The sequence below is a fragment of the Edaphobacter aggregans DSM 19364 genome, assembly GCF_000745965.1.
Lineage (GTDB): Bacteria > Acidobacteriota > Terriglobia > Terriglobales > Acidobacteriaceae > Edaphobacter > Edaphobacter aggregans.
The window spans coordinates 128,835-149,977 of record NZ_JQKI01000014.1 but is presented as its reverse complement, the minus strand read 5'-3'; the positions used below and the strand labels follow the sequence as shown (position 1 = coordinate 149,977).

Genomic DNA, 21,143 nt, shown 5'->3' with positions numbered 1-21,143 from the left:
TCACGGAGGGCGTAGACTGTCGCGGTGACGTCGGAGAGACGCGATGCGACTTGCTCCCACGGGGAAGAATCTCCGGTTTTACCAGCGACGGTTCCGGCAGGCGCGCATGGTGGCGCGGGCGATCCAGTCGAAGCATCATCCGGTGCTGGCGCACATCATTCCGATGCGGCGATGCAATCTGTCGTGCTCATACTGCAACGAGTACGACAAGGTCTCCGAGCCAGTGGCGACCGGGGAGATGCTGCGGCGAATCGAACTGCTGGCGCGGTTGGGGACGCAGATCATCACGATCAGCGGAGGCGAGCCTCTGCTGCATCCGGAGCTGGATGAGATCATTCGCGGGATACGGGCGCAGGGTGCGATTGCGACGATCATCACGAATGGATACCTGCTGACTCCGGAGAGGATCGCGCGGCTGAATCGCGCAGGGCTGGAGCAACTGCAGATCTCGATCGACAACGTGAACCCGGACGAGGTCTCGAAGAAGAGCCTGAAGGTACTGGATAAGAAGCTGGAGTGGCTGAAGGAGTACGCGGACTTCGACGTGAACATTAACTCGGTGGTGGGGGGAGGGATCACGCACCCCGAGGACGCGTTGACGATTACGCGGCGGGCGGTGGAGTTGGGATTCGAGACGACGGTGGGGGTGATCCACGACCATGGCGGGCAACTGGACCCGCTGAAGGCGGCGGAGCGGTCGGTGTACGACCAGATTCTGGCGGAGCGGAAGCCGGGGCTGTTCGCATTTGCCTACGACAATCTATTTCACCGGAATCTGATCCAGGGCCTGCCAAACGAGTGGCAGTGCGGCGCGGGAAGCCGATACCTGTACATCTGCGAGGACGGGCTGGTGCACTACTGCTCGCAGCAGCGCGGCTATCCGGCGATTCCGCTGGAGCAGTACACGCGGGAAGACATCGATCGGGAGTACTCGACGAAGAAGGAGTGCGCGCCCTTTTGTACGGTGTCGTGTGTTCATCGCGTGGCGATGATCGACATGATTCGCAATCAGCCGCGGGAGTCGCTGTTCCGGCTGTTTCCTCCGGAGCAGCCGGGTGGACCGCCTTCGCTTCCGCCCAGTGTGCGGTTGGCGACCTCAATCTTTCTTCCGGAGAACGGCCGGGAGGCCAGTGGGGCGCGGAGGCTGGTGCGGCGTGCGGCGATGCGTGTGCTTGGGCTGAGGCGCGGCGATGGCGGGACTCAGAGGTAGCGGTAGCTGGCGAAGAAGACGAGGAGCGGGACGAGGGCTCCGAAGAGGACGTCGAGCGCGTAGTGGTAGCGGCCGATGACGGCTCCGAGAGAGATGGCGATCGCAAGGAGCAGGAACAGCAGGCCTGCGGGAAGCGAGTAGCGAAGAAGAATGAATGCGATGGCGAAGGCGGAGGCTACGTGCGCGCTGGGGAAGGAGATGGCGTGGATGCTTCCGTGGCGGAGAATCCAACGGTTGAAGATACGGCCCTTGTTGGCTGATTTTGTTGGATTTGCTGGCGTGACTGGGTCGTTGACGAGAGAGCGTGGGGGGAGTGCAGGGACGAAGGGTGTGATGGCATAGCAGAGGTAGGTCGCGATGAGGACGATGAACCAGAATGCAGCGACGTGGGAGCGCTGGCCGGTGATGTAGATGGCGAGGAGGCCTAGGGGGACGAGCGGGTAGCAGGAGAGGTAGGCCATCTCGAGGATGAAGCCGACGCGGGTGCGATTGGTTCCGGAGGTTCGGGCGATGCCGGGGAGCAGGCGCTGGTCGAATGCGAGGAGACGGCGCTCGATCGCGGGATTGGGCTGAAGGAAGAACTGGCCGGTCTGCCAGTAGGGGATGAGGAAGAGCGCGACGGTGAGCCAGTCGCGGAAGACGGCGGCGACGGCCGGCGGGAGATGGGTGGAGATTTTGATGGCGCAGGCTACGGTTGCGGTGGCAATGAGGGCTAGAGCGGTGATGGTCCAGCGGCGGCGTGCTGGCAGGGAGGCGATCCAGGCGGCGAGGGCGAGGATGGCGGCGAAGCCGATCTGAATCCATTCGGAGGTTCGCATAATGGCTGTTTTGGCAGTCGCTAATGGAGGTCCCTGGACTTCTCCTTCGGCTCGCGTCGCTCGTCAGGATGACAGATTTTGGGTGCAGCGGAGATTGAGGAAGCGATAAAAAATCTTGCAGGTCGAACAATGAACAGGTCATTGGCTGGGCAGGTCGAAGATTGCGGGGAGGGTTTGGGCGGCTGTGCCGAGGATGATCTGGTTGAAGGATGCGGCGTTGGATGGCTCCTCGGGGCCGACATAGATGGTGCAGATGTGATGCTTGCGGGCGATGTCGACGAGGCCGGCAGCGGGGTAGACGGAACCTGAGGTTCCGACGACGAGGAGGGTGGTGGCGCGGGCGAGTTCGGCATAGATGTCGTCCATGTCGAGTGGGATCTCGCCGAACCAGACGATGTGGGGGCGGATGAGCGAGCCGCAGTCGCGACAGGTGGGGAGAGTGGCGGTTTCGTAGAAAGCACGGTCGGGAAAGGGCTGGTCGCAGCGGACGCAGCGGGATTCAAAGAGCGAGCCGTGCATGTGGTGGATGCGACGGGAGCCGGCGCGCTCGTGGAGGTCGTCGACGTTCTGGGTGCAGAGGTAGAAGCAGGTGGGATCGTTCTGGGTCAGGTGTTGTTCGATGCGGGCGAGGGCGAGGTGGGCGGGGTTGGGCTGGGCGGCGAGCGCGTTTCGGCGGCGCGCGGAGTAGAAGCGCCAGACGAAGGAGGGGTCGGCCTGCCAAGCCTCCGGAGTGGCAACCTCTTCGACGCGGTGGCCGTTCCAGAGACCACCTGAACCACGGAAGGTGGCGAGTCCGCTCTCGGCGGAGACTCCGGCGCCGGTGAGGACGAAGAGGCGGTCTTGAGGGGTGAGGTGCATGAAAGCATGAGACGCGAATACGGTCCAGAGAGTCGCAGAATACTGCAAATCCCTGCAGGAAGAGGGGCAGGTTATGTGCAGTCTTTTGCATATCTCAAGGGAACTCCCGGGGAGATAGGACGGGAGGTCAGGCAGAACTCGGGAGAGGAGGAAGCTGATTGCGGGGAGGTTAGCCACATTTGATGCAATTGGCAGGTGACTTGCAACCTTTTAGGATGCATCACATTGCTTACCGGAAAGGCCGTAGCTGGAAGGAGAGGACCACTCTTATGGCGTCGACATCACTGTTTACATGTGTGTGCGGAGTCCAAAAGAAGACGAGCAATCACTGGGTTCTGGCCAAAGTTGCACTAGGAGGGATTTGCTTCATGCCTTGGGACTCTGAGATGGCTCATCGTGACGACATCATCGTTCTCTGCGGCGAGGGATGCGCGACCGCTCTGCTGAGCCGTTCGCTTGGCGAGTGGAAGCAGGCAGAGGCTGTGGCTGAGGAGTTGACGGCGGCGTAACCGTCTCCGCGAAATTGGAATTTTCAAGCTGAGCATTGCCCATGACGCACGTGTGCGCTGGTGCGGAGGGCACTCACGTGGTTGCGGGTTGCGCGACAAAGTGAAGATTGTCCACAGCGTCGTTGATGGTGGATTGCCAACCTCCGGGTGGGGTGACGTTGGCCATGACCTGTGAGGGGGCGCCGAATAGTCCCCAGGTGTGGGGGTCGTAAGGGTAGACGGGCGTGTTTGCCTTGAGGACGGGGTCGACGATGCGCCAGGCCTCTTCGACGTAGTCCTGCCTTGCGAAGAGAGTGGCGTCGCCCGCCATGGCGTCGGTGAGGACGCGCTCGTAGGCTTCCATGTCCTGGGTGCGGGGATGACGGCAGGCCTCGAGCTCGACCTGTTGGCGCAGATCGTGGTCGTGGGGTCCGGCGACGGAGACGGCAAGGGCGATGGTCATCTCGGGGCTGACGCGGAAGCGCATGTAATTCTGCGGGGTATTGGGTTCGGTGATGTTGGTTGTGGGCGGCTTGCGGAAGCGGGCGATAACCTCGGTGCAGGTGGTGGGCAGGTTTTTGCCGGCACGGATGTAGAAGGGGACGCCGTCCCAGCGCCATGAGCGGATATCAAGGCGGAGAGCGGCGAAGGTCTCGATGGTGGAGTTGGGGGCGACGCCCTTTTCCTGGAGATAGCCACGGAACTGGCCGCGGACGAGGTGCGAGGGTTCGATGGGCGGGATGGCTTTGAGGACCTTGACCTTTTCGTCGCGGATGGACTCGGAGTCGGAGCGCGCGGGGCACTCCATGGCGAGGTTGCACATGACCTGAAAGATGTGGTTCTGGATCACGTCTCGTAAGGCCCCGGTCTGGTCGTAGAAGGAGCCGCGACCCTGGACGCCGAAGTCTTCGGCCATGGTGATCTGGACGCTTTCGACGTAATCACGGTGCCAGAGGGGTTCGAGGAAGGTGTTGGAGAAGCGGAAGGAGACCATGTTATGCACCGGACCCTTGGCGAGATAGTGGTCGATGCGGAAGATGGCCGACTCGGGGAAGGCGGAGAGCAGAATACGGTTGAGCTCCTGCGCGGAGGCGAGATCGTGCCCAAAGGGCTTTTCGACGATCATGCGGGCGCCCTGGGCAGAGCGCGATTTGACAAGCTGCTCGACGACGGTCTCGAAGAGCGAGGGTGGGATGGCGAGATAGTGCGCGGGGTGCTGGGCGGAGCCTAGCTGATTGCGGACGGCGGCGAAGGTGGCAGGGTCGGCATAGTCGCCGTCGACGTAGCGGAGGAGGGCGCAGAGCTTCTGGAAGGCTGCGGGGTCGAGGCCGCCGTGGTTTTCGAGCGAGTCCTGAGCGCGAGCCTTGAACTGGTCGAGGTTCCATCCGGCTTTGGCGACACCGATGACGGGGACGCTGAGCGTGCCTCGTTTGACCATGGCCTGAAGCGCGGGAAATATCTTCTTGTAGGCGAGGTCTCCGGTGGCTCCGAAGAAGACGAGGGCATCGGAGTGGGGAGGGGACTGGAGTGCGGTCGGTAGCGTCGTCAAAGGGATTGTCTCCTTCTCTGGTGCAGTTTACTTCGTGACGGGCTTTTCGAGATGGCCGCCGAACTCATAGCGCATGGCGGAGAGGAGCTTGTTGGCGAAGTCGGCGTCGCCGCGCGAGCTGAAACGCTCGTAGAGGGCTGTGGTGAGGACAGGGATGGGGACGCCCTCGTCGATGCCGGCCTTGACGGTCCAGCGGCCCTCGCCGGAGTCAGAGACGCGGCCGCTGAATTGAGAGAGCCGGGAGTCTTCCGCGAGAGCGGATGCGGTGAGATCGAGGAGCCAGGAGGCGATGACAGACCCACGACGCCAGACCTCGGCGACAGCGGCCAGGTTGAAGTCGAACTGGTAGTGCTCAGGATCGCGGAGAGGCGTGGTCTCGGCGTCGATCTCGGCGGTGTGCTTGCCGATGTTGGCTCCTTGCAGGACGGCGAGGCCTTCAGCGTAGGCGGCCATCATTCCGTACTCGATTCCGTTGTGCACCATCTTGACGAAGTGTCCGGCGCCGCTTGCGCCGCAGTGGAGGTAACCCTGCTCGGCGGTGCCGCCGACTTTATCCCAGCCGGGAGTGCGTGGGATGTCTCCGACGCCAGGGGCGATGGCCTGAAAGATGGGGTCGAGGTGCTGCACGGCAGAGTCGGGGCCCCCGATCATCAGGCAGTAGCCGCGCTCGAGTCCCCAGACGCCGCCGCTGGTGCCTACGTCGACGTAGTGGATACCTTTAGGAGAGAGATCGCTGGAGCGGCGGATGTCGTCGATGTAATAGGAGTTGCCACCGTCGATGAGGATGTCGCCGGATTTCAGAAGAGGGACGATCTGTGCGATGGTGTCGTCGACGACTCCGGCGGGAATCATCATCCAGATGGCGCATGGTCGTGCGAGTTTGCCGATCATGTCCTGAATAGAGGATGCGCCGGTGATTCCCTTCCCTTTCGCCAGCTCTGCGACGGCCTGCGAAGAGCGGTCGTAGACGACGCACTCGTGTCCGTGGGCTGCAAGCCGGCGAACCATGTTCGCGCCCATTCTGCCGAGACCTACCATTGCGAGCTGCATTGGACTGCTCCTTTAGCGTGCGGATAGCGGCGACGCGCTGCTGCTTATGTTGGAGGAGATACTACACTCCGGAGTGGACGGACTCACCCCCCATGTTTATGTGCATCATCTTTTCTCATTCTTGAGAAAACTCAGGGAAAGCTCCTATGTATTGAGGAGCCGTTTCCTTACGGGTCAACAGACCCCACTCGCGAAACAAGGTCGTCATGAGTGGGGTCTGTGAATCGCTGATGGCTACTCGCCAAAGTTGACGGATTCGAGGCCGAGGAATTCGGCCGCCTGACCCAGCTCTTCTTCGATGCGGAGGAGCTGATTGTACTTGGCGATGCGGTCGGTGCGCGAGGCGGAGCCGGTCTTGATCTGCCCGGCGCCGGTGGCGACAGCGAGGTCGGCGATGAAGGTGTCCTCGGTCTCACCGGAGCGGTGGCTGATGATGGAGGTGTAGCCGTAGCGGCGGGCGAGTTCGATCGCCTCGAGGGTCTCGGAGACGGTGCCGATCTGGTTGACCTTAATCAGGATGGAGTTGGCGACGTTCTCGTCGATACCTTGCTGCAGGCGCTGAGTGTTGGTGACGAAGAGATCGTCGCCGACGAGCTGGACGAAGTCACCGATCTGCTTGGTGAGGAGCTTCCAGCCGTCCCAGTCGTCTTCGGCGAGGCCGTCTTCGATGGAGACGATGGGGTACTGGCGGACCCATGACTCCCAGAAGGCGGCCATCTCGGCGGAGGTCTTCTCGGACTTGTCGGATTTCTTGAAGATGTACTTGCCGGAGGCCTTGTCGTAGAACTCGCTGGAGGCGGGGTCGAGGGCGATGGCGATGTCTTCGCCGGCTTTGTAGCCGGCCAGTGCGATGGCTTCGAGGATGAGCTCGATGGCCTCGGCGTTGGACTTGAGATTGGGGGCGAAGCCGCCTTCGTCACCAACGGCGGTGTTGTAGCCCTTCTTCTTGAGCACGCCCTTGAGGGTGTGGAAGGTCTCTGTTCCCCAGCGGAGGGCGTCGGAGAATGTCTCAGCTCCGACGGGCATGACCATGAACTCCTGGAAGTCGACGTTGGAGTCGGCGTGGGAGCCACCGTTGATGATGTTCATCATGGGCGTGGGGAGGATGTGCGCGTTGACTCCGCCGAGGTAGCGGTAGAGGGGGAGCTTGAGGGCCTCGGCGGAGGCGCGGGCGACGGCCATGGAGACGGCGAGGATGGCGTTGGCGCCGAGCTTGCCTTTGTTCTCGGTGCCGTCGATGGCGATCATGGTGGCGTCGATGAGGCGCTGGTTCGAGGCGTCCATGCCGGTGAGCTCGGGGGCGAGAATGGACTCGACGTTTTCGACGGCCTTGAGGACGCCCTTGCCGAGATAGTGCTCCTTGTCGCCGTCGCGCAGCTCGACGGCCTCGTGCTCGCCGGTGGAGGCTCCGGAGGGGACGGCGGCACGTCCTCGTGCTCCGCCGTCGAGGACGACGTCTGCTTCGACGGTGGGGTTTCCGCGTGAGTCGAGGATTTCGCGTGCGTGGATGGAGACGATCTCGGTCATGTTGCTCCTGTAGCTGGATGGTACGAAATGTTGTTGGACGACGCGATGGGCGAGGCGCTCGTTGAGCTTGGGGCGGCGATCGACAGGGACGGAGTGTCCGCTGGCTGCACCGATAGAGTGAACTATATTCGCGCCGGAAAGCTTCACCTGATGGATTTTAGCAAAGCGTTTCAGCTGCCAGCGCGAATGACGCATGAATGCGTCAAAAGGTTCGAGACCCGGTGCTCGGGCGTATAGTAGCAGGGTCGATTCCCTCCCCTAGAATTTGTCGTCGCGGCGGATGGGAGATTTTAGCCTTGAGTGAGGGTTGCGTGAGCGCCCGGAGGTTGTGATGAACAGACGGCTTTCTCGAGCAGCGATTTTTGTGTTGGCAACAGTTCCGATGGTTGCGCAGCAGCAGGGCGCGCGGACGGGGGTTTCGAACCCGGAGCCGGTGGCGATCGATGCGAATAACCAGGAGACGACTGCTACTCCAGCAGCGGAGACCACGCGACGGCCGATTACGGCAGCGAAGCCCTCGGCGGCGAAGACCGAAGACTCGGGCGAGGTTTATGGGGCTTATGTTCCGTACACGGGACCGGCTGCTCCGGGCGCTGCGCCGGTGACGGCTCCGCAGGCAGCGACGAAGGCCGATGCGGATGCGCAGATTGTGATGAGCGTGCCGGAGGTGGAAGGCGAGATCAGCGAAGGCACACTGCTGCGGGTGAAGATGCGCGATGAGCTTTCGACGGCGACGACCATGTCGGGAACGAAGTTCACCGCCGAAGTGATGGAGGCGATCACGAATAAGGGCAGGGTGATCATTCCGATCGGCAGCGTACTGGAGGGCCAGGTGACGGCGGTGCACGCGGGCAAGCGGATCTCGGGTGCGGCGTCGCTGCACCTGGAGCCGAGGAGCGTGACTCTGCCGGATGGAACGATGTATGTGATTCATGCGCAGCTGATCGATACGACGCTGAATAGCTTCAATGTGGACCGTGAAGGCACGCTCAAGCGCAGAGATCAGGTGAAGAAAGACCTGGCGGTGGCGGCGCTGACGACGGGAGGCGGCGCGGCTGCGGGAGCGCTGCTCGGTGGCGGCGTAGGCGCCGCTGTGGGCGCGGGCGTGGGCGCGGGCGCGAGCACGGTGATGTGGCTGAAGCAGGAGCGGCAGGCCAACCTGACTAAGGACTCGCGGCTTGTGTTCAGCCTGACGACTCCGCTGATCGTGAAACCGTTGCATGCGGGAGTGCGGACGGCGATGAAGGCTTCGGTCTCGGAGTAGATTTGGTGTTGTGCGTGAGGGGGCGGGCTTCGGCTCGCCCCTTTTTTATTTATGGGCTCGTCGAGAAGGCGCTTTTCAGGCCGTCGGCTGACAGTGGCGGCACAGACAAAATGCGGGATTCTTCTCCTCGCTCAGAATAACGGCAAAGGTTATTCGGACTTCGGCGCTTCAGTCGCGGACCTGAGCGAGGAGGCGCTTCCAGTTCTTCTGGTTGCGGCGGTAGCTCTTCTTGAGGTCTTCGAGAATGCGCTCGAAGTCGGCGTGACCGGAGAGCTTACGCCATGCGGGATTTTTGCTGAACCAGGGGTAGTTCTCGTTGCCGAGATAGATGGCGCGGCGGAGCCAGTGGAGGGCCTCGGACTCGTCGCCATCGAGGGCGAAATACGTGGCGAGGCGATAGGCCATCTCGGAGTCGGCCTCGGCTGCGGAGAGGGTCTCGTCGACGATGAAGGAGGCGGCCTTTTCGCGGTCGCCCAGCTGGACATAGCAGAGGGCAATGGTCGGGAAGACGATGCGCAGAGACTCTTCGTCCCGAATGACATTTTCGAGGGTCTCGATGGCGGCGGGGAGGTCGCCGGTGCGCATCTGCTGGTAGCCGAGAGAGATTCGGAGAAGCGGCTGGCGGGGCTCGAGGGTGAGGCCCTTTTCGATCTCGTCGGCGGCGAGCTCGAGCTGATTCTGATACTGGTAGACGCGGGCGCGGTGGTTGTAGATCATGGCGGCGTTCGAGGGGTTCATGCGCAACGAAGTACTGAACTGATCGAGAGCCTCTTCATACATGCCGTCGATGCGGAGGGTGATCCCGGCGACGAGGCGAACGTTCCAGTCGTTGCCGGCGGTCTGGAGGAGGTGCTCAATGCCGTGGCGGGCGGACTCCTTTTCGCCGCGGGAGAGGAGCATGTAGACGCGGTAGAGATTGGCTTCGACAGAGCCGGGATCGAGCTGGAGGGCTTTGTCGAAGGCGCGCCGGGCCTCGAGGACGTGCATCTGGCCGCCGAGGCCGTGGCGGGTGTACTGGAGATGCGTGATGCCGAGGCCGGACCAGGCCGGGGCGTAGTTCTCGTTGGCTTTGATGACGGAGTCGAAGAGCTCGCGGGCGCGATCGAGGTCGGAGCGGCTGCCGGTGCGGGTCATGAAGGAGGAGAGCAGGGCCCGGGCCTGGAGGTACTCCTCGGAGAGGTCCTGGCTGAGTGATGCCGCAGTGGGCGAGGTTGAGAGCGAAGACGCGCGATGGTTGTTGTCGTACCGGGAGCTAAGGCCGCCGGTTCCCTGGAGCGTGCTGAAGACCTCGTCGCAGATCTCGGTCTGGACTTGGACGAGATCGAAGGAGGCGACGTTGATGGCACCACCGGCGCGAACGCTTTGTCCAGGGACGTCGAGGAGCTGCCAGTTAAGGTCGAAGCCTTTCTCGGAACGGAGGAAGTTGCCTGCGAGGACGAAGTCGACGAGGAGTTTTTTGCCGACGCTCAGGGGGTCGAGCTGCTGGGTGGGGATGGACATCAGCGAGCTTGAGGGCCGAACCACGAGAGAGCTCATGCGAGCGAGGCGAGCGCCGATGGCGTCCGCCAGGGCGTAGCCGTAGAGGGGAGCAACGTCTGCGGGACCGTAGTTGATGAAGGGCAGAACGACGATGCTGTTGGCCTGTTTGCTGGAGGAGGAGCCGGACTCACGGAAGCGCTCGGCGAGCATGGAGAGGATTCCTGTGGTGCGCTTCTCTTCCTCGGGTGTCTCGAAGGCGCGGCGGCCCTGGGGCAGGAGCGAGAGCGACTCGCCGCCGGGCATGAGGGCGGAGTCGAGCTGCAGGGAGCGCATGATGATCTTGAGCGACTCGCGGACGTCGGCGGCGGTGGCGAAGCGTGCGGCGGGCTGCTTTTCGAGGCAGCGGAGGATGACACTTTCGAGCTCGACGGGGAGATCGGGTGCGATCTCGCGGAGCGCGGGCGGGTCGGCGAACTGGGTGGCGCGGATGGTCTGGAAGTCAGGAGCATCGGGCCGGTGGAAGGGATGGCGGCCGGTGGCAAGTTCGTAGAGGATGAGGCCGAGAGCGAAGATATCGGACTGGACGGAGGACTGGCCGGTGACGAACTGCTCGGGCGCCATATAGGCGATGGTGCCGCCGCGCGCGGTGTAGGTTGCCCCGAGAGGAGGAAGGTTACGAGCGTCTGCGGGGCCGGAGGGGTCGAAGTCTGTCTTGTCGAGGGAGAGACGCCGGGCGAGGCCGAAGTCGAGGATCTTGATGAGTCCACCGTCGGTGAGCATGACGTTGGCAGGCTTGAGGTCGCGATGGAAGATGCCGAGCGAGTGCGCGGCGGAGAGACCGTCGGCGACCTGGATGCCGGCGGAGAGGACGAGCTGGAGGCTGGAGGGTCCCTCGGCGATGAGCTTGTCGAGCGACTTGCCGGGGATGTACTGCATGACGATGTACGCCTCTTCCGAATCACCGGATTCGGATGGGGCTTCGCCGACGTCGTAGATGGCGCAGACGTTCGGGTGGTCGATGGCGGAGGCGAGACGGGCCTCGCGCAGCTGGGTGGCGCGCATCTGCTCGATGGTGAGGTTGCCGCGCTTGAGGAGCTTGATCACGACGGGGCGCTGGAGCAGGGTGTCGTTAGCGAGGAAGACGACTCCACTGCCGCCGGTGCCGATCTTGCGGACGAGCTCGTACTGCCTGATGATGCGGCGCTTCATATCTCCCATTATTGCAAGGGAGTGCGTTGGAAAGATTACGGAGGGGATTATTTGGGAGGCGCATGCGGAGTAGGCGTTCCCGAGTTGAGACGGCAGATCATATCGCGGCGTCTGAGCTATCGGCCCAGAGTGTAGCTGAGCCTGATGACCTGGTTGTCGACGCCGGGGTTCTGTTTTCCGGTCCAGGCATTGGACAGATGGTGAAGCTTGTACTCGGCCGACCAGGAGTGATGGCGGTCGTGGAAGAGCTCGATGCCCGCGCCGAACTCAAAGGTGAAGTTGAAGCGGGACGAGTCGTTGACGGGCACATCGCCCGGGGAGACGAGAAAGCCGGCGTTGAAGGCAACGAAGGGCTGGAGACGGTGGCGCGGTGCAAGGTTAATGCGCTGACCAAGTGGGCTGAGGCCTCCGGCGTAGGTCCAGCGAGCGCCGCAGGTGCGATCGATGACGACTCCGGAGAAGTGATTGGCGGGATCGGATGGAAAGACGATCCTGCTGGGGCGACACGCAGCAGCTGTAGGAGCGGAGAACGTACCTGTGGAGCTGCTGGAGACGATGGTGTAGTTATCGACCGGATCCTGAATGAAGACTAAGGGAAGGAGCTCGGGCGCGTAGTTCCAGTCGGCGTAGCGCGAGTGAAGGAGGCGGCGGGAGTAGGTCATCCCGAGAGCGACGAGGCGGCGATTCTGCGCGACGCCGAGGAAGATGTGGCTGGAGGTGTTCGAGTACTCGGAGAAGGCTGAGAAGGACTGGCGGAAGGAGTAAGGGTGCGATTCCTGCGCGTGCGACAGCTCTGCGCTTATGCCGAGGAGAAAGAGAGCCAGCAGACGGAGAGGGATCATTGGATGGGAGAGCTATCGGAGGGGGATGAAAAGGCGATTGACATGCGCGGCAAGCTAGTGCCTCGGCGCTCCGCCGCTGCGCTCCCAGGGACGAGGAGTGACGGGGTCATCCTGCCACTTCTGTCGCCGGCCGATGACGAGCATAATGAGGCCGAAGAGAAGCATGATGACGCCCCACACGAGGTTGAGGTTTACGTCGAGCGATTTCTCGTAGATGGCCGAGTGGCGGGTGAAGAGGCCGAAGAGGCTCATGATGCCGCCGATGATGAGGAAGATCAGGCCGAGGGGGATGCGAATGTCGAGTCCCATGTGTACTCCAGTTGCAGTTTGTCAGTTGCAGGTTGCTAGTCGTTGCTGATCGGTTGCTACCTACCAGCAGCTGACGGCTTTTCTTAGGCGAAGACCAGGTTGAGGATGACGAGCATGGCGAGGACCGCGACCGCGAGGGTCGAGGGCTTCTGGTACCAGCTCAGGTGGTGATCGAGGGGCTTGGGTGTGAGCGAGTAGACGAGTCCTACGAGCTCGTTTTCGTCGCGCGGCTTCGTCATGAGGCTGACGGCGATGGTGACGAGAAGGTTGACCGAGAAGGCGAAGATGGCAGTCCAGAAGTTCTGCGCCATGTCGCTGGGGTAGTGGTGGACGATAGTGATCCATCCCCCGTGGATGCCGGGGGCGGCATCCACGGGGAGGGTGAGGCCGTGGTGAAGCAGCGCCGCGAAGGTGCCGGAGAGGAGTCCGGTGAAGGCTCCGTGGCCGGTGGTCCGCTTCCAGAACATGCCGAGCAGGAAGGTGGCGAAGAGCGGCGCGTTGACGAAGGAGAAGACGAGCTGCAGGGCGTCCATGATGTTGTTGAAGCTGGTGGCGGCGTAGGCAGCGGCGATGGAGAGGGCGATGCCGCCGATGGTGGCCATGCGGCCCATCCAGAGGTAGTGAGCATCGGTGGCGCGCTTGTTGATGTAGGCCTGGTAGATGTCGTAGGTCCAGACGGTGTTGAAGGCGGTGACGTTGCCGGCCATTCCGGACATGAAGCTGGCGAGCAGTGCGGTGAGGCCGAGGCCGAGAATTCCGGTCGGGAAGAAGCGGAGGAGCATGACCGGAATGGCTAGGTCGTAGTTATAGACGGGCTGGCCGTTGGAGTCGAGGACGGGCTGGCCGTTGAGGGGGTTGGTCTTCTGGGGGATGATGCCGTGAGGATGCTCGTCGACGAGGGGGACCGAGCCTGAGGTGGAGGCAATGGCAGCGGCGGGATTGGGGGTGATGTGAGACGTGACGCTGACGGCGATGAGTCCCGGAAGAATGACGAGGAAAGGGAAGAACATCTTCGGGATGGCGGCGATGAGGGGGACGCGGCGGGCGGAGCTCTCGGAGTCGGCAGCCATGGCGCGCTGGATGACGAGGAAGTCGGTACACCAGTAGCCGAAGGAGAGAACGAAGCCGAGGCCCATGGCGAGGCCGACCCACTCGACGCCGAGGGTATTGGTGGACGCGTGGGTCATGCCGCGCCAGGAGTGAGTCATGGTCGCCGGGAGGGTTTGCTTGATTCCCTGCCAGCCGCCGACGTTGCGAAGGCCGATCCAGACGAGCGGGGCGAAGCCGGCGACGATGAGGAAGAATTGCAGTACCTCGTTATAGATCGCGCTGGTGAGACCACCGAGGAAGATATAGCCGAGGACGATGATGGCGGAGACGAAGACGGAGACGTGAAAGATGTAGGCGTCGGGGATGACTCCGCGGAAGAGCCCGAGGGTCTGGATGAGCAGCGCCATCGCGTACATCGAGATGCCGGAGGAGAGTACGGTCATGAAGGCGAAGGTGAAGGCGTTGACGGCGCGGGTCTTCTCGTCGAAGCGGAGGCGGAGGTACTCGGGGACGGAGCGGGCCTTGGATCCATAGTAGAAGGGCATCATGAAGATGCCGACGAAGACCATTGCGGGGATGGCGCCGATCCAGTAGAAGTGACTGGTATTAATGCCGTATTTGGCTCCCGAGGCGCCCATGCCGATGACCTCCTGCGCGCCCAGATTCGCGGAGATGAAGGCGAGCCCGCAGACCCAGGCGGGGATGGAGCGTCCGGCGAGGAAGAAGTCGTTCGAGGTGCGCATATAGCGCTTGAGGGCAAAACCTATCCCCAGAACGAAGGCGAAATAGACCAGCATGATCAGCCAGTCGACGATGGACAGAGTCACGGTTTGCCTTTGGTAATGCGTTCAGTGTTGACGTTCTTCGGCCAACTGTAAATCGTTTGTTCCCCTTCGTCTAGCGGGACGCGGGAGAGGGATGCGCGGGGAAGGGCACACCAAAGTGGGATGGAAGGAGAGATAGCCGCGAGCGTTTACTATGGCCGGAGAAAACTAAACGGCAGCATTGCAGCATCTATGAAGTCATACACTGCAGCGTCTGACTGTTTTGATGACAGGCATCCGAATAGCAAAACAGATGCTGATGATACACGGATCGCTCGCGCGAGCTTTACTTTTGCGGTCCGCTGACCGATTTTACGGGACCCTTTTTCTCCGTCTCAATCCGTAGATCTCGCTGGAGAAGAACGCGTCCGGATGCACGATGACTGGCCTTTCTCCCTGGAGTTGTAGATGCAGAGCACCCAAGCGATTCTTCTGGTAGACGACAATGCGGTACAGGCTGCTGTGCGACAGACGATTCTGCGGCGCTGCGGGTACTTCGTTATTACGGCTCTCAATCCTGCCCGTGCCCTTGAGCAACTTCGGCATGGGGACTTCCTGACGGAGGTTCGTCTGATCGTCACCGACCACATCATGCCCGGCATGAGCGGCAATCGGTTCGCCGGGGAGATTCGCAAGATCATGCCAAGTATCCCGATCCTGGTGATCAGTGGGTTGGAGGCCGAGGACGAGTACGAAGGCATGGATGTGGAGTTTCGACTGAAACCGCTTCACCCGGACTCTCTGTTGGCCTGTGTTCGCAATCTGATTGGGCCGCCAGCGACGTTTGAGCACGAAGAGGCCCAATCCGCTCTTCCGCCTGCGCGATAAAACGTCACGCTCTCTCTCCTGTTTGTTGCCGTTCCGGCGCGCCCTTGAGAGAATGGGAGAGAGGAATCCATGCGAAGCCATCCTATGCCCGAGTTTGGGAGTTTTGCGCTGCTCCTGGCTTTGGTCCTGAGCACTTATACGCTGATTATGGGGGCAGTTGCGCTCTGGCGATCCCGCTCGGCCGCGGGCATGACCGCTGGAGGCGATGGCGCCGGAAGGCTGGGCGAGACGGCGCGCCGGGCGGGCATTGCGAGCTTCATTGCGTTGAGTTTTTCCGCCTTTGCGCTGGTGTGGGCGGCGTTCACCAACGACTACTCGGTGAGCTACATCCTGCACCATACGAACCGGGATCTGAACACGGCCTATAAGTTTTCTGCGCTGTGGAGCGGGCAGGAAGGCTCGCTGCTGCTTTGGGCGTGGCTGCTGAGCGCGTACGGATTTGTGCTGCGGATGCGGCACAAGGTGGATGTGCGGCTGTCGGCGTTTGCCTCGACAATCCTTGCCGGGATTCAGGTGTTCTTTCTTTTGCTGCTGAACTTCGCGGCTCCTCCGTTTGCGATTCAGCCGGGGCCAGTGGCGCAGGATGGCTTCGGCCTGAATCCGCTGCTGCAGTATCCGGAGATGGTGATTCATCCTCCGATGCTGTATCTCGGCTATGTCGGGTTCTCGGTACCGTTCGCATTTGCGCTGGGTGCGCTGATGATGCGGTATCCGGGCGAGAAGTGGATTCACATCACACGGCGATGGACGATGGTGACGTGGCTGTTTCTGACCTGTGGAATCTTTCTGGGAGCGCACTGGGCTTATAGCGTGCTGGGCTGGGGAGGATATTGGGGGTGGGACCCGGTGGAGAACGCTTCGCTGATGCCATGGTTGACAGGCACGGCGTTTCTGCACTCGGTGATGATGCAGGAGAAGCGCGGGATGATGAAGACGTGGAACGTCTGGCTGATCTTCTCGACGTTCCTGCTGACGATTTTGGGGACCCTGCTGACTCGGTCAGGCATCGTGTCGAGCGTTCATGCGTTTGCGCAGTCTGCGATCGGAGGGTGGTTCTACGGGTTCATCCTGGCAGTGTTCGCGGTATGCCTGTTTACCTTCTTCAAGCAGAAGGACCACCTGAAGAGCGAGAATAGGCTGGAATCGCTGGTGAGCCGCGAGTCGAGTTTCCTGTTCAACAACCTGATCTTGCTGGTGGCCTGCTTCACGGTGCTTTGGGGAACGCTGTTCCCTGTTCTGAGCGAGTATGTGCAGGGCTCGAAGGTGACGGTGGGCGCTCCGTTCTACAACCGCGTGAACATTCCGATTGGGCTCTCTTTGCTGTTCCTAACCGGCATTGGGCCGATTCTGGCCTGGCGGGCGACGTCGCTGCGGTCGATACGGCGGAATTTTGTGCTGCCTTCGATGGCGATGGCGGTGGCGTTTGTGGTGGTGATTATCGCCGGAGTACGGCCGTGGAGCGCAGGCGATGACATGCATGCGGAGGTCTTCTCGCTGGTGACGTTTACGTTGGCGGCGGGGGTGATTACGGCGATCGGCTCGGAGTTTCTCCGCGGTGCCTCGGTGGTGCGGACGCAGACGGGCAAGAGCCTGTTCGCCTCGACCGTGATGCTGGTGCGACGAAACACACGCCGGTACGGCGGCTATATCGTTCACTTCGGCATTGTTGTGATGTTTATAGGGATTGCCGGAGGGGCTTTCAACCAGTCGCACGAGCAGGAGATGGGCTTTGGCGACGAGGTGAAGATGGGGCCGTACCGGCTGGTGTGCCAGAGCTTCTCGCAGGACTCGAATGCGAACTACGACACGGAGTTTGCGCTGCTGGACGTCTTCAAGGGCAACAAGAAGATTACACAGCTTGCGCCTGAACGCAGGTTCTACAACGCGAGCCAGACGACCTCGACGATGGTGGCGCTGCACTCGACGCTGGCGCAGGACTTGTACGTGATCTATGAGGGCAAGAACCCGGACACGGATAAGCCGATCATCAAGGTGTTCATCAATCCGCTGATGAACTGGATCTGGATCGGCGTGCTGATTGTGGTGCTGGGGACGTTTGTTGCGCTGGTTCCGGCCCTGACACCTGCTGCGGCACGGGCGCGGGCGGGGGTTCCCTCCCCTGTCGGTGTCGAGGTTGAGGTTCATCATGCTTAAGCGATGGTGGCAAGGCGCGGCGGTCTGCTTGGTTGCGCTCGTGATGCTGGGGGCGGATTCGAGTTCACGCTTCGGCAAGCTTGGCCACGAGATGATCTGCGTGTGCAGCTGCGGGCAGATTCTGCTGGAATGCAACCACGTGGGGTGCCCGGAGTCGGACCGGATGATTAGCGAGTTGCGTGCGCAATTGGCCGGCGGCGGAACGGATACAGCGATCCTGAATTGGTTTTCTGTGAAGTACGGGCCAACGGTGCTGGCTGCACCGATTCGCGGCGGATTCGATAATGCTGCGTGGATCGCGCCGATGGCGGTGTTTCTGCTGGCGATTGTGGGGACAGGTGTGCTGGTGGTGATGTGGCGGAAGCGCAGTGTGCCGCATCCTGTAGCCGGTATGCCGGCTGAGATGACGGGGCGCGATGACGCTCTGCGCGAACGAATCCGGCGGGAGACGGAGTACTGATGGGAACGATTGCGGGACTTCTGTTGACCGTGGCGCTGTTTGGGTTCATCTTCTGGCCGGAGAAGAATCCGTTCTTCCAGGCAGACAAGACGCGAGTGGACTATCTGCGCGAGCGCAAGGACGCGATCTACGAGAACCTTCGCGATCTGAACTTTGAGTACCTGGCGGGTAAGTACCCGGAACAGGACTACGCGGAGCAGCGGGCGGCGCTCGAAGACGAGGCGGCGCAGGTGATCGCCGAGATGGAGAGACTGGAGCGGCACGGGGTGCTGCGTGGTCGGACGTAATACCCTTTCAAACAAGACTGCCGAGAACAAGAAGGTATCTTCAGGGGATGAAGTCCCAGGCCTGCCTAGAAGCAAATGTTTCGTAAGTTGCGGCGGACGAGTCCGTGCGAAGAGTTCAGGCGACGCCGTTTGGCGTAGACTTAAGGCGTGATCTTATCCATCTTTACATTTACAGATTCGGGCGTACGACGTTTGGCAGCCCTTGCCGCTATGGCTGCTGCTCTCTCCGGTTTCGCAGCCGCGGAGTCCATTACCGGCACCGTCATCAACAAGACCAATAACAAGCCTGCGGCGGGCGATGATGTTGTGCTGATCCGTCTGGCGCAGGGCATGCAAGAGGCGACGCGCACGAAGACGGACGCGAAGGGGCGGTTCACCCTGGACGTGCCCGATGCTGGAGTCCATCTTGTTCGCGTTACCCATGACAAGGCGAACTACTTCCGGCCGGCGCCTCCGGGAACGCAGTCCGTTGACGTGGAGGTGTTCGACTCGGCGCCGAAGGTGGCCGGTGTGAGCAGCGAGGCCGACGTGATGCGCATTCAGACCGACGAGAGCGGGAAGTCGCTGCGTGTGGTGGAGAACTTCTTTGTGAAGAACGAGTCGAATCCGCCGAAGACGCAGTTTGGCGAGCGACCGTTTGAGTTCTATCTGCCGGCGGGTGCCGTGGTCGAAGGCTCGGCTGCGCTGGGACCGGGAGGAATGCCCGTGCAGGCGTCGCCAGTTCCGCTGGGAGATCCGAATCACTTTGCTTTCATCTTTCCGATTCGCCCGGGCGAGACGCGGTTTCAGATCACTTACCGTCTTCCCTATTCAGGCAACCTGAAGTTCGCTCCGAAGCCGACGATGGTGACCGATACGGTTGCGGTGATGATGCCGAAGAGCATGAGCTTCCAGGCTGGACCCTCGGCTCCGTATGCTCCCGCAACAGAGGAGACGACGGCGCAGACGTTCGTGGCGCGCAATGTTTCGCCCTCGCAGCCGCTGGAGTTCACGGTGTCCGGAGCAGGACAACTTCCGCGGGACAATGCTGCGGCCAGCGCGGGCGAGAGTGCTTCAGCAGGCGGACCGCAGGCCGGAGGCAATGCGTCTGCGGCAACGGATACGCGGCCAGGCGGAGGATTGGGAACCCCTATCGATCCGGAGGGGACGAACGATCCGTGGGCGAAGTATAAGTGGTGGATTATCGGCGGACTTGGGCTGGCTATGGCCGCGGGCGCCGGCGTGATGCTGAAAAACAGCAGCGGCCAGGCAACCACTGTGCTGCCCGCGGCTCAGGCGGTACAGGTTACGGGCCCAGCCGCATTGCTGGCCTCCCTGAAGGAAGAGCTGTTCGCCGTCGAGACAGACCGGCTGGAGGGCCGTCTGGACGAGGAGGAGTATGCTGAACAGAAGGCCGCGCTCGAGGTAGTTTTGAAGCGGGCACTCTCGCGAAGAGGCGGCAGCGAAGCCCCCGCAAAGGCAACCCAGGCAGGTCTCTAAAGGGGTTGAGCGATGAATACGTTCAAATCGACGCTTCTGCTGGTGGTGCTTACCGTATTCCTGATCTTCATCGGAGACTGGTTTGGCGGCCGCAACGGCATGGTGCTCGCGTTTGTGCTGTCCGTCGTCTTTAATTTCGGAACGTACTTCTTCTCGGATAAGCTGGCTCTCTCGATGTACCGCGCGCAGCCCGTAACGCGCGAGGAACTGCCGCGCGCCTACGAGGTGGTGGAGCGGCTGGCGGCGAAACAAGGTCTGCCGATGCCGAAGATCTATGTCATTCCAAGCGAGAGCCCGAATGCGTTTGCGACAGGACGGAATCCGAAGCACGCGTCCGTTGCCGTGACGCATGGGATTCTGCGGCTGCTCGACGACGAAGAGCTGGAGGGCGTGCTGGCGCATGAGTTAGGACATGTGCGAAACCGCGACATTCTTACCAGCTCGATTGCAGCCACACTAGCCGGCGCGATCACGATGGTAGCGCGCATGGGCTACTGGGCGTCTCTTTTCGGAGGATACGGTGGGCGCGATGAGCGGGATCGCGGAGGCGGGCTCGGCGGACTGTTAATGATCATCCTGGCGCCGATCGCAGCGTCGCTGATTCAACTGGCGATCTCCCGTTCGCGCGAGTATGAGGCGGACGTCACGGGAGCGCGGGAGACGGGCAATCCTTATGCGCTTGCCCGCGCGCTGCAGAAGCTGGATGACTACTCGCGGCGCATCCCGATGCAGGCCTCGCCGACGACGGCGCACCTGTTCATCGTGGCCCCCCTGCTGAGCAGCGGAGGCATTGCAAACCTGTTTTCGACGCATCCTCCGATCAAGGAACGGATACGACGGTTGATCGGGAGGGATCTGGTCTAGTGCTGGAAAAAGTTCTTCGGGCTGTGCGTTTGCTGGCGATGGTGGCATGGGTGGGCGGCCTCGCCTTCTTTGCATTTGTGCTGGCTCCGGTGGCGTTTCATCGGCTGCCGAGCGCGCATGAGGCGGGGCTGGTAGTGGGCGGAACGCTCAGCATCCTGCATGGGATCGGGCTGGTCGGCGGCGTTTTATTTTGCATCGCTACGGGGATTCTGTGGCTCCGCGCTGAGGTTCCCGCTCGCGTGGCCTTTGCGATTGAGATGGCATTGACCGGCGTGATGCTGGCGGCGACGGCGTACTCGCAACTTCGGGTACTCCCAGCGATGGAGCGGGACCGTGCGCAGGCCGGCGGGGCGATCGCGGCGGTCGATGTCGCGAACCCGGCGCGGGCGGACTTCGAACGTCTGCACGTTCTTTCCGAACGTCTGGAGGGCCTGGTGCTTCTCTGCGGTATCGGTGTGGTGCTGATGCTGGCGCGTGAGTCGCAGTGGCCGGAGACAGGTAAAATCAAGAGGATATGAGGATCGGACCTATCGCGACCTGGGCTCTTCGGCCCAGCCGCTTCCTTGTGAAGGGCGGCGGCACGCTTCGGCGCGC

Annotated in this window: 19 protein-coding genes; 10 read left to right on the top strand and 9 right to left on the bottom strand. The window is 61.9% G+C overall.

The window, feature by feature from the left end:
- The first annotated feature begins 43 nt into the window (after positions 1-43).
- Positions 44-1,210 (top strand): radical SAM protein, encoded by a 1,167-nt coding sequence (locus tag Q363_RS07180; protein ID WP_051978490.1) that lies wholly within the window; start codon positions 44-46, stop codon positions 1,208-1,210.
- Here the strand turns inward: Q363_RS07180 and Q363_RS35805 are convergent.
- Together Q363_RS35805 and Q363_RS07170 are read right to left on the bottom strand one after the other, a co-directional pair.
- Positions 1,201-2,028, bottom strand: coding sequence for a phosphatase PAP2 family protein (locus Q363_RS35805; RefSeq protein WP_051978489.1), 828 nt, complete (start codon positions 2,026-2,028; stop codon positions 1,201-1,203). The genes Q363_RS07180 and Q363_RS35805 overlap by 10 nt on opposite strands.
- Positions 2,029-2,166: 138 nt before the next feature.
- Positions 2,167-2,886 (bottom strand): SIR2 family NAD-dependent protein deacylase, encoded by a 720-nt coding sequence (locus Q363_RS07170; protein ID WP_035349030.1) that lies wholly within the window; start codon positions 2,884-2,886, stop codon positions 2,167-2,169.
- A gap of 368 nt (positions 2,887-3,254) precedes the next feature.
- Between Q363_RS07170 and Q363_RS40250 the strand changes: the two genes are divergently transcribed.
- Positions 3,255-3,395, top strand: coding sequence for a hypothetical protein (locus Q363_RS40250; RefSeq protein ID WP_157466595.1), 141 nt, complete (start codon positions 3,255-3,257; stop codon positions 3,393-3,395).
- Between the two features lie 73 nt (positions 3,396-3,468).
- On the opposite strand, the gene zwf is transcribed toward Q363_RS40250, so the two are convergent.
- The 3 genes from zwf to eno form a co-directional block, all read right to left on the bottom strand.
- On the bottom strand, positions 3,469-4,923 hold the full coding sequence (gene zwf, locus Q363_RS07160; protein WP_051978488.1) for a glucose-6-phosphate dehydrogenase: 1,455 nt from the start codon (positions 4,921-4,923) through the stop codon (positions 3,469-3,471).
- Positions 4,924-4,950: 27 nt separating this feature from the next.
- Positions 4,951-5,973, bottom strand: a complete 1,023-nt coding sequence (gene gnd / locus Q363_RS07155) for a phosphogluconate dehydrogenase (NAD(+)-dependent, decarboxylating) (protein ID WP_035348975.1) — start codon at positions 5,971-5,973, stop codon at positions 4,951-4,953.
- A 234-nt stretch (positions 5,974-6,207) separates the two neighbouring features.
- Positions 6,208-7,695, bottom strand: a complete 1,488-nt coding sequence (gene eno, locus Q363_RS07150) for a phosphopyruvate hydratase (RefSeq protein ID WP_483782886.1) — start codon at positions 7,693-7,695, stop codon at positions 6,208-6,210.
- A gap of 136 nt (positions 7,696-7,831) precedes the next feature.
- On the opposite strand from eno, the gene Q363_RS07140 reads away from it, so the two are divergent.
- Positions 7,832-8,764, top strand: coding sequence for a hypothetical protein (locus Q363_RS07140; protein WP_035348970.1), 933 nt, complete (start codon positions 7,832-7,834; stop codon positions 8,762-8,764).
- A 168-nt stretch (positions 8,765-8,932) separates the two neighbouring features.
- Here Q363_RS07140 and Q363_RS07135 read toward each other — a convergent pair whose 3' ends face one another.
- From Q363_RS07135 to Q363_RS07120, 4 genes are all read right to left on the bottom strand, one after another.
- Positions 8,933-11,452, bottom strand: coding sequence for a serine/threonine-protein kinase (locus Q363_RS07135; protein WP_035348968.1), 2,520 nt, complete (start codon positions 11,450-11,452; stop codon positions 8,933-8,935).
- A gap of 116 nt (positions 11,453-11,568) precedes the next feature.
- Positions 11,569-12,294, bottom strand: a complete 726-nt coding sequence (locus Q363_RS07130; RefSeq protein ID WP_035348966.1) for an acyloxyacyl hydrolase — start codon at positions 12,292-12,294, stop codon at positions 11,569-11,571.
- Between the two features lie 54 nt (positions 12,295-12,348).
- The gene (locus tag Q363_RS07125) at positions 12,349-12,603 is read right to left on the bottom strand and encodes a hypothetical protein (RefSeq protein WP_035348964.1); all 255 of its coding nucleotides are present in this window, start codon (positions 12,601-12,603) and stop codon (positions 12,349-12,351) included.
- Positions 12,604-12,686: 83 nt separating this feature from the next.
- Positions 12,687-14,480 (bottom strand): sodium:solute symporter family protein, encoded by a 1,794-nt coding sequence (locus Q363_RS07120; protein ID WP_035348963.1) that lies wholly within the window; start codon positions 14,478-14,480, stop codon positions 12,687-12,689.
- Positions 14,481-14,885: 405 nt separating this feature from the next.
- Here Q363_RS07120 and Q363_RS07115 point away from each other — a divergent pair, with 405 nt between their 5' ends.
- The 7 genes from Q363_RS07115 (at position 14,886) to Q363_RS07085 (ending at position 21,067) form a co-directional block, all read left to right on the top strand.
- Positions 14,886-15,305, top strand: coding sequence for a response regulator (locus Q363_RS07115; protein WP_051978487.1), 420 nt, complete (start codon positions 14,886-14,888; stop codon positions 15,303-15,305).
- A gap of 69 nt (positions 15,306-15,374) precedes the next feature.
- The gene (locus Q363_RS07110; protein WP_245632077.1) at positions 15,375-17,459 is read left to right on the top strand and encodes a heme lyase CcmF/NrfE family subunit; all 2,085 of its coding nucleotides are present in this window, start codon (positions 15,375-15,377) and stop codon (positions 17,457-17,459) included.
- Positions 17,452-17,919 (top strand): cytochrome c-type biogenesis protein, encoded by a 468-nt coding sequence (locus Q363_RS07105; protein WP_035348959.1) that lies wholly within the window; start codon positions 17,452-17,454, stop codon positions 17,917-17,919. The genes Q363_RS07110 and Q363_RS07105 overlap by 8 nt, the downstream gene beginning before the upstream one ends.
- Positions 17,919-18,206: a hypothetical protein gene (locus Q363_RS07100; protein ID WP_035348958.1), complete on the top strand. Its 288-nt coding sequence runs from the start codon at positions 17,919-17,921 to the stop codon at positions 18,204-18,206. Before Q363_RS07105 ends, Q363_RS07100 begins: the two co-directional genes overlap by 1 nt.
- Positions 18,207-18,398: 192 nt before the next feature.
- A complete protein-coding gene (locus Q363_RS07095) occupies positions 18,399-19,685 on the top strand; it encodes a carboxypeptidase-like regulatory domain-containing protein (protein WP_245632076.1) in 1,287 nt (428 codons plus the stop codon).
- 12 nt (positions 19,686-19,697) lie between these two features.
- Positions 19,698-20,549, top strand: coding sequence for a zinc metalloprotease HtpX (locus tag Q363_RS07090; RefSeq protein WP_035348955.1), 852 nt, complete (start codon positions 19,698-19,700; stop codon positions 20,547-20,549).
- Positions 20,549-21,067, top strand: a complete 519-nt coding sequence (locus tag Q363_RS07085) for a DUF4149 domain-containing protein (protein ID WP_051978485.1) — start codon at positions 20,549-20,551, stop codon at positions 21,065-21,067. Before Q363_RS07090 ends, Q363_RS07085 begins: the two co-directional genes overlap by 1 nt.
- Positions 21,068-21,143 lie beyond the last annotated feature (76 nt).

What these genes read in the sequence shown, in the direction of transcription:
- Q363_RS07135 (WP_035348968.1), bottom strand. Translation starts at nt 11,452, where the DNA reads ATGAAGCGCCGCATCATCAGGCAGTACGAGCTCGTCCGCAAGATCGGC.
- Q363_RS07130 (WP_035348966.1), bottom strand. Translation starts at nt 12,294, where the DNA reads ATGATCCCTCTCCGTCTGCTGGCTCTCTTTCTCCTCGGCATAAGCGCA.
- gnd (WP_035348975.1), bottom strand. Translation starts at nt 5,973, where the DNA reads ATGCAGCTCGCAATGGTAGGTCTCGGCAGAATGGGCGCGAACATGGTT.
- Q363_RS07180 (WP_051978490.1), top strand. Translation starts at nt 44, where the DNA reads ATGCGACTTGCTCCCACGGGGAAGAATCTCCGGTTTTACCAGCGACGG.
- Q363_RS07110 (WP_245632077.1), top strand. Translation starts at nt 15,375, where the DNA reads ATGCGAAGCCATCCTATGCCCGAGTTTGGGAGTTTTGCGCTGCTCCTG.
- Q363_RS07140 (WP_035348970.1), top strand. Translation starts at nt 7,832, where the DNA reads ATGAACAGACGGCTTTCTCGAGCAGCGATTTTTGTGTTGGCAACAGTT.
- Q363_RS07115 (WP_051978487.1), top strand. Translation starts at nt 14,886, where the DNA reads ATGCAGAGCACCCAAGCGATTCTTCTGGTAGACGACAATGCGGTACAG.
- Q363_RS35805 (WP_051978489.1), bottom strand. Translation starts at nt 2,028, where the DNA reads ATGCGAACCTCCGAATGGATTCAGATCGGCTTCGCCGCCATCCTCGCC.
- Q363_RS07090 (WP_035348955.1), top strand. Translation starts at nt 19,698, where the DNA reads ATGAATACGTTCAAATCGACGCTTCTGCTGGTGGTGCTTACCGTATTC.
- eno (WP_483782886.1), bottom strand. Translation starts at nt 7,695, where the DNA reads ATGCGTCATTCGCGCTGGCAGCTGAAACGCTTTGCTAAAATCCATCAG.
- Q363_RS40250 (WP_157466595.1), top strand. Translation starts at nt 3,255, where the DNA reads ATGCCTTGGGACTCTGAGATGGCTCATCGTGACGACATCATCGTTCTC.
- Q363_RS07125 (WP_035348964.1), bottom strand. Translation starts at nt 12,603, where the DNA reads ATGGGACTCGACATTCGCATCCCCCTCGGCCTGATCTTCCTCATCATC.
- Q363_RS07100 (WP_035348958.1), top strand. Translation starts at nt 17,919, where the DNA reads ATGGGAACGATTGCGGGACTTCTGTTGACCGTGGCGCTGTTTGGGTTC.
- Q363_RS07105 (WP_035348959.1), top strand. Translation starts at nt 17,452, where the DNA reads ATGCTTAAGCGATGGTGGCAAGGCGCGGCGGTCTGCTTGGTTGCGCTC.
- Q363_RS07170 (WP_035349030.1), bottom strand. Translation starts at nt 2,886, where the DNA reads ATGCACCTCACCCCTCAAGACCGCCTCTTCGTCCTCACCGGCGCCGGA.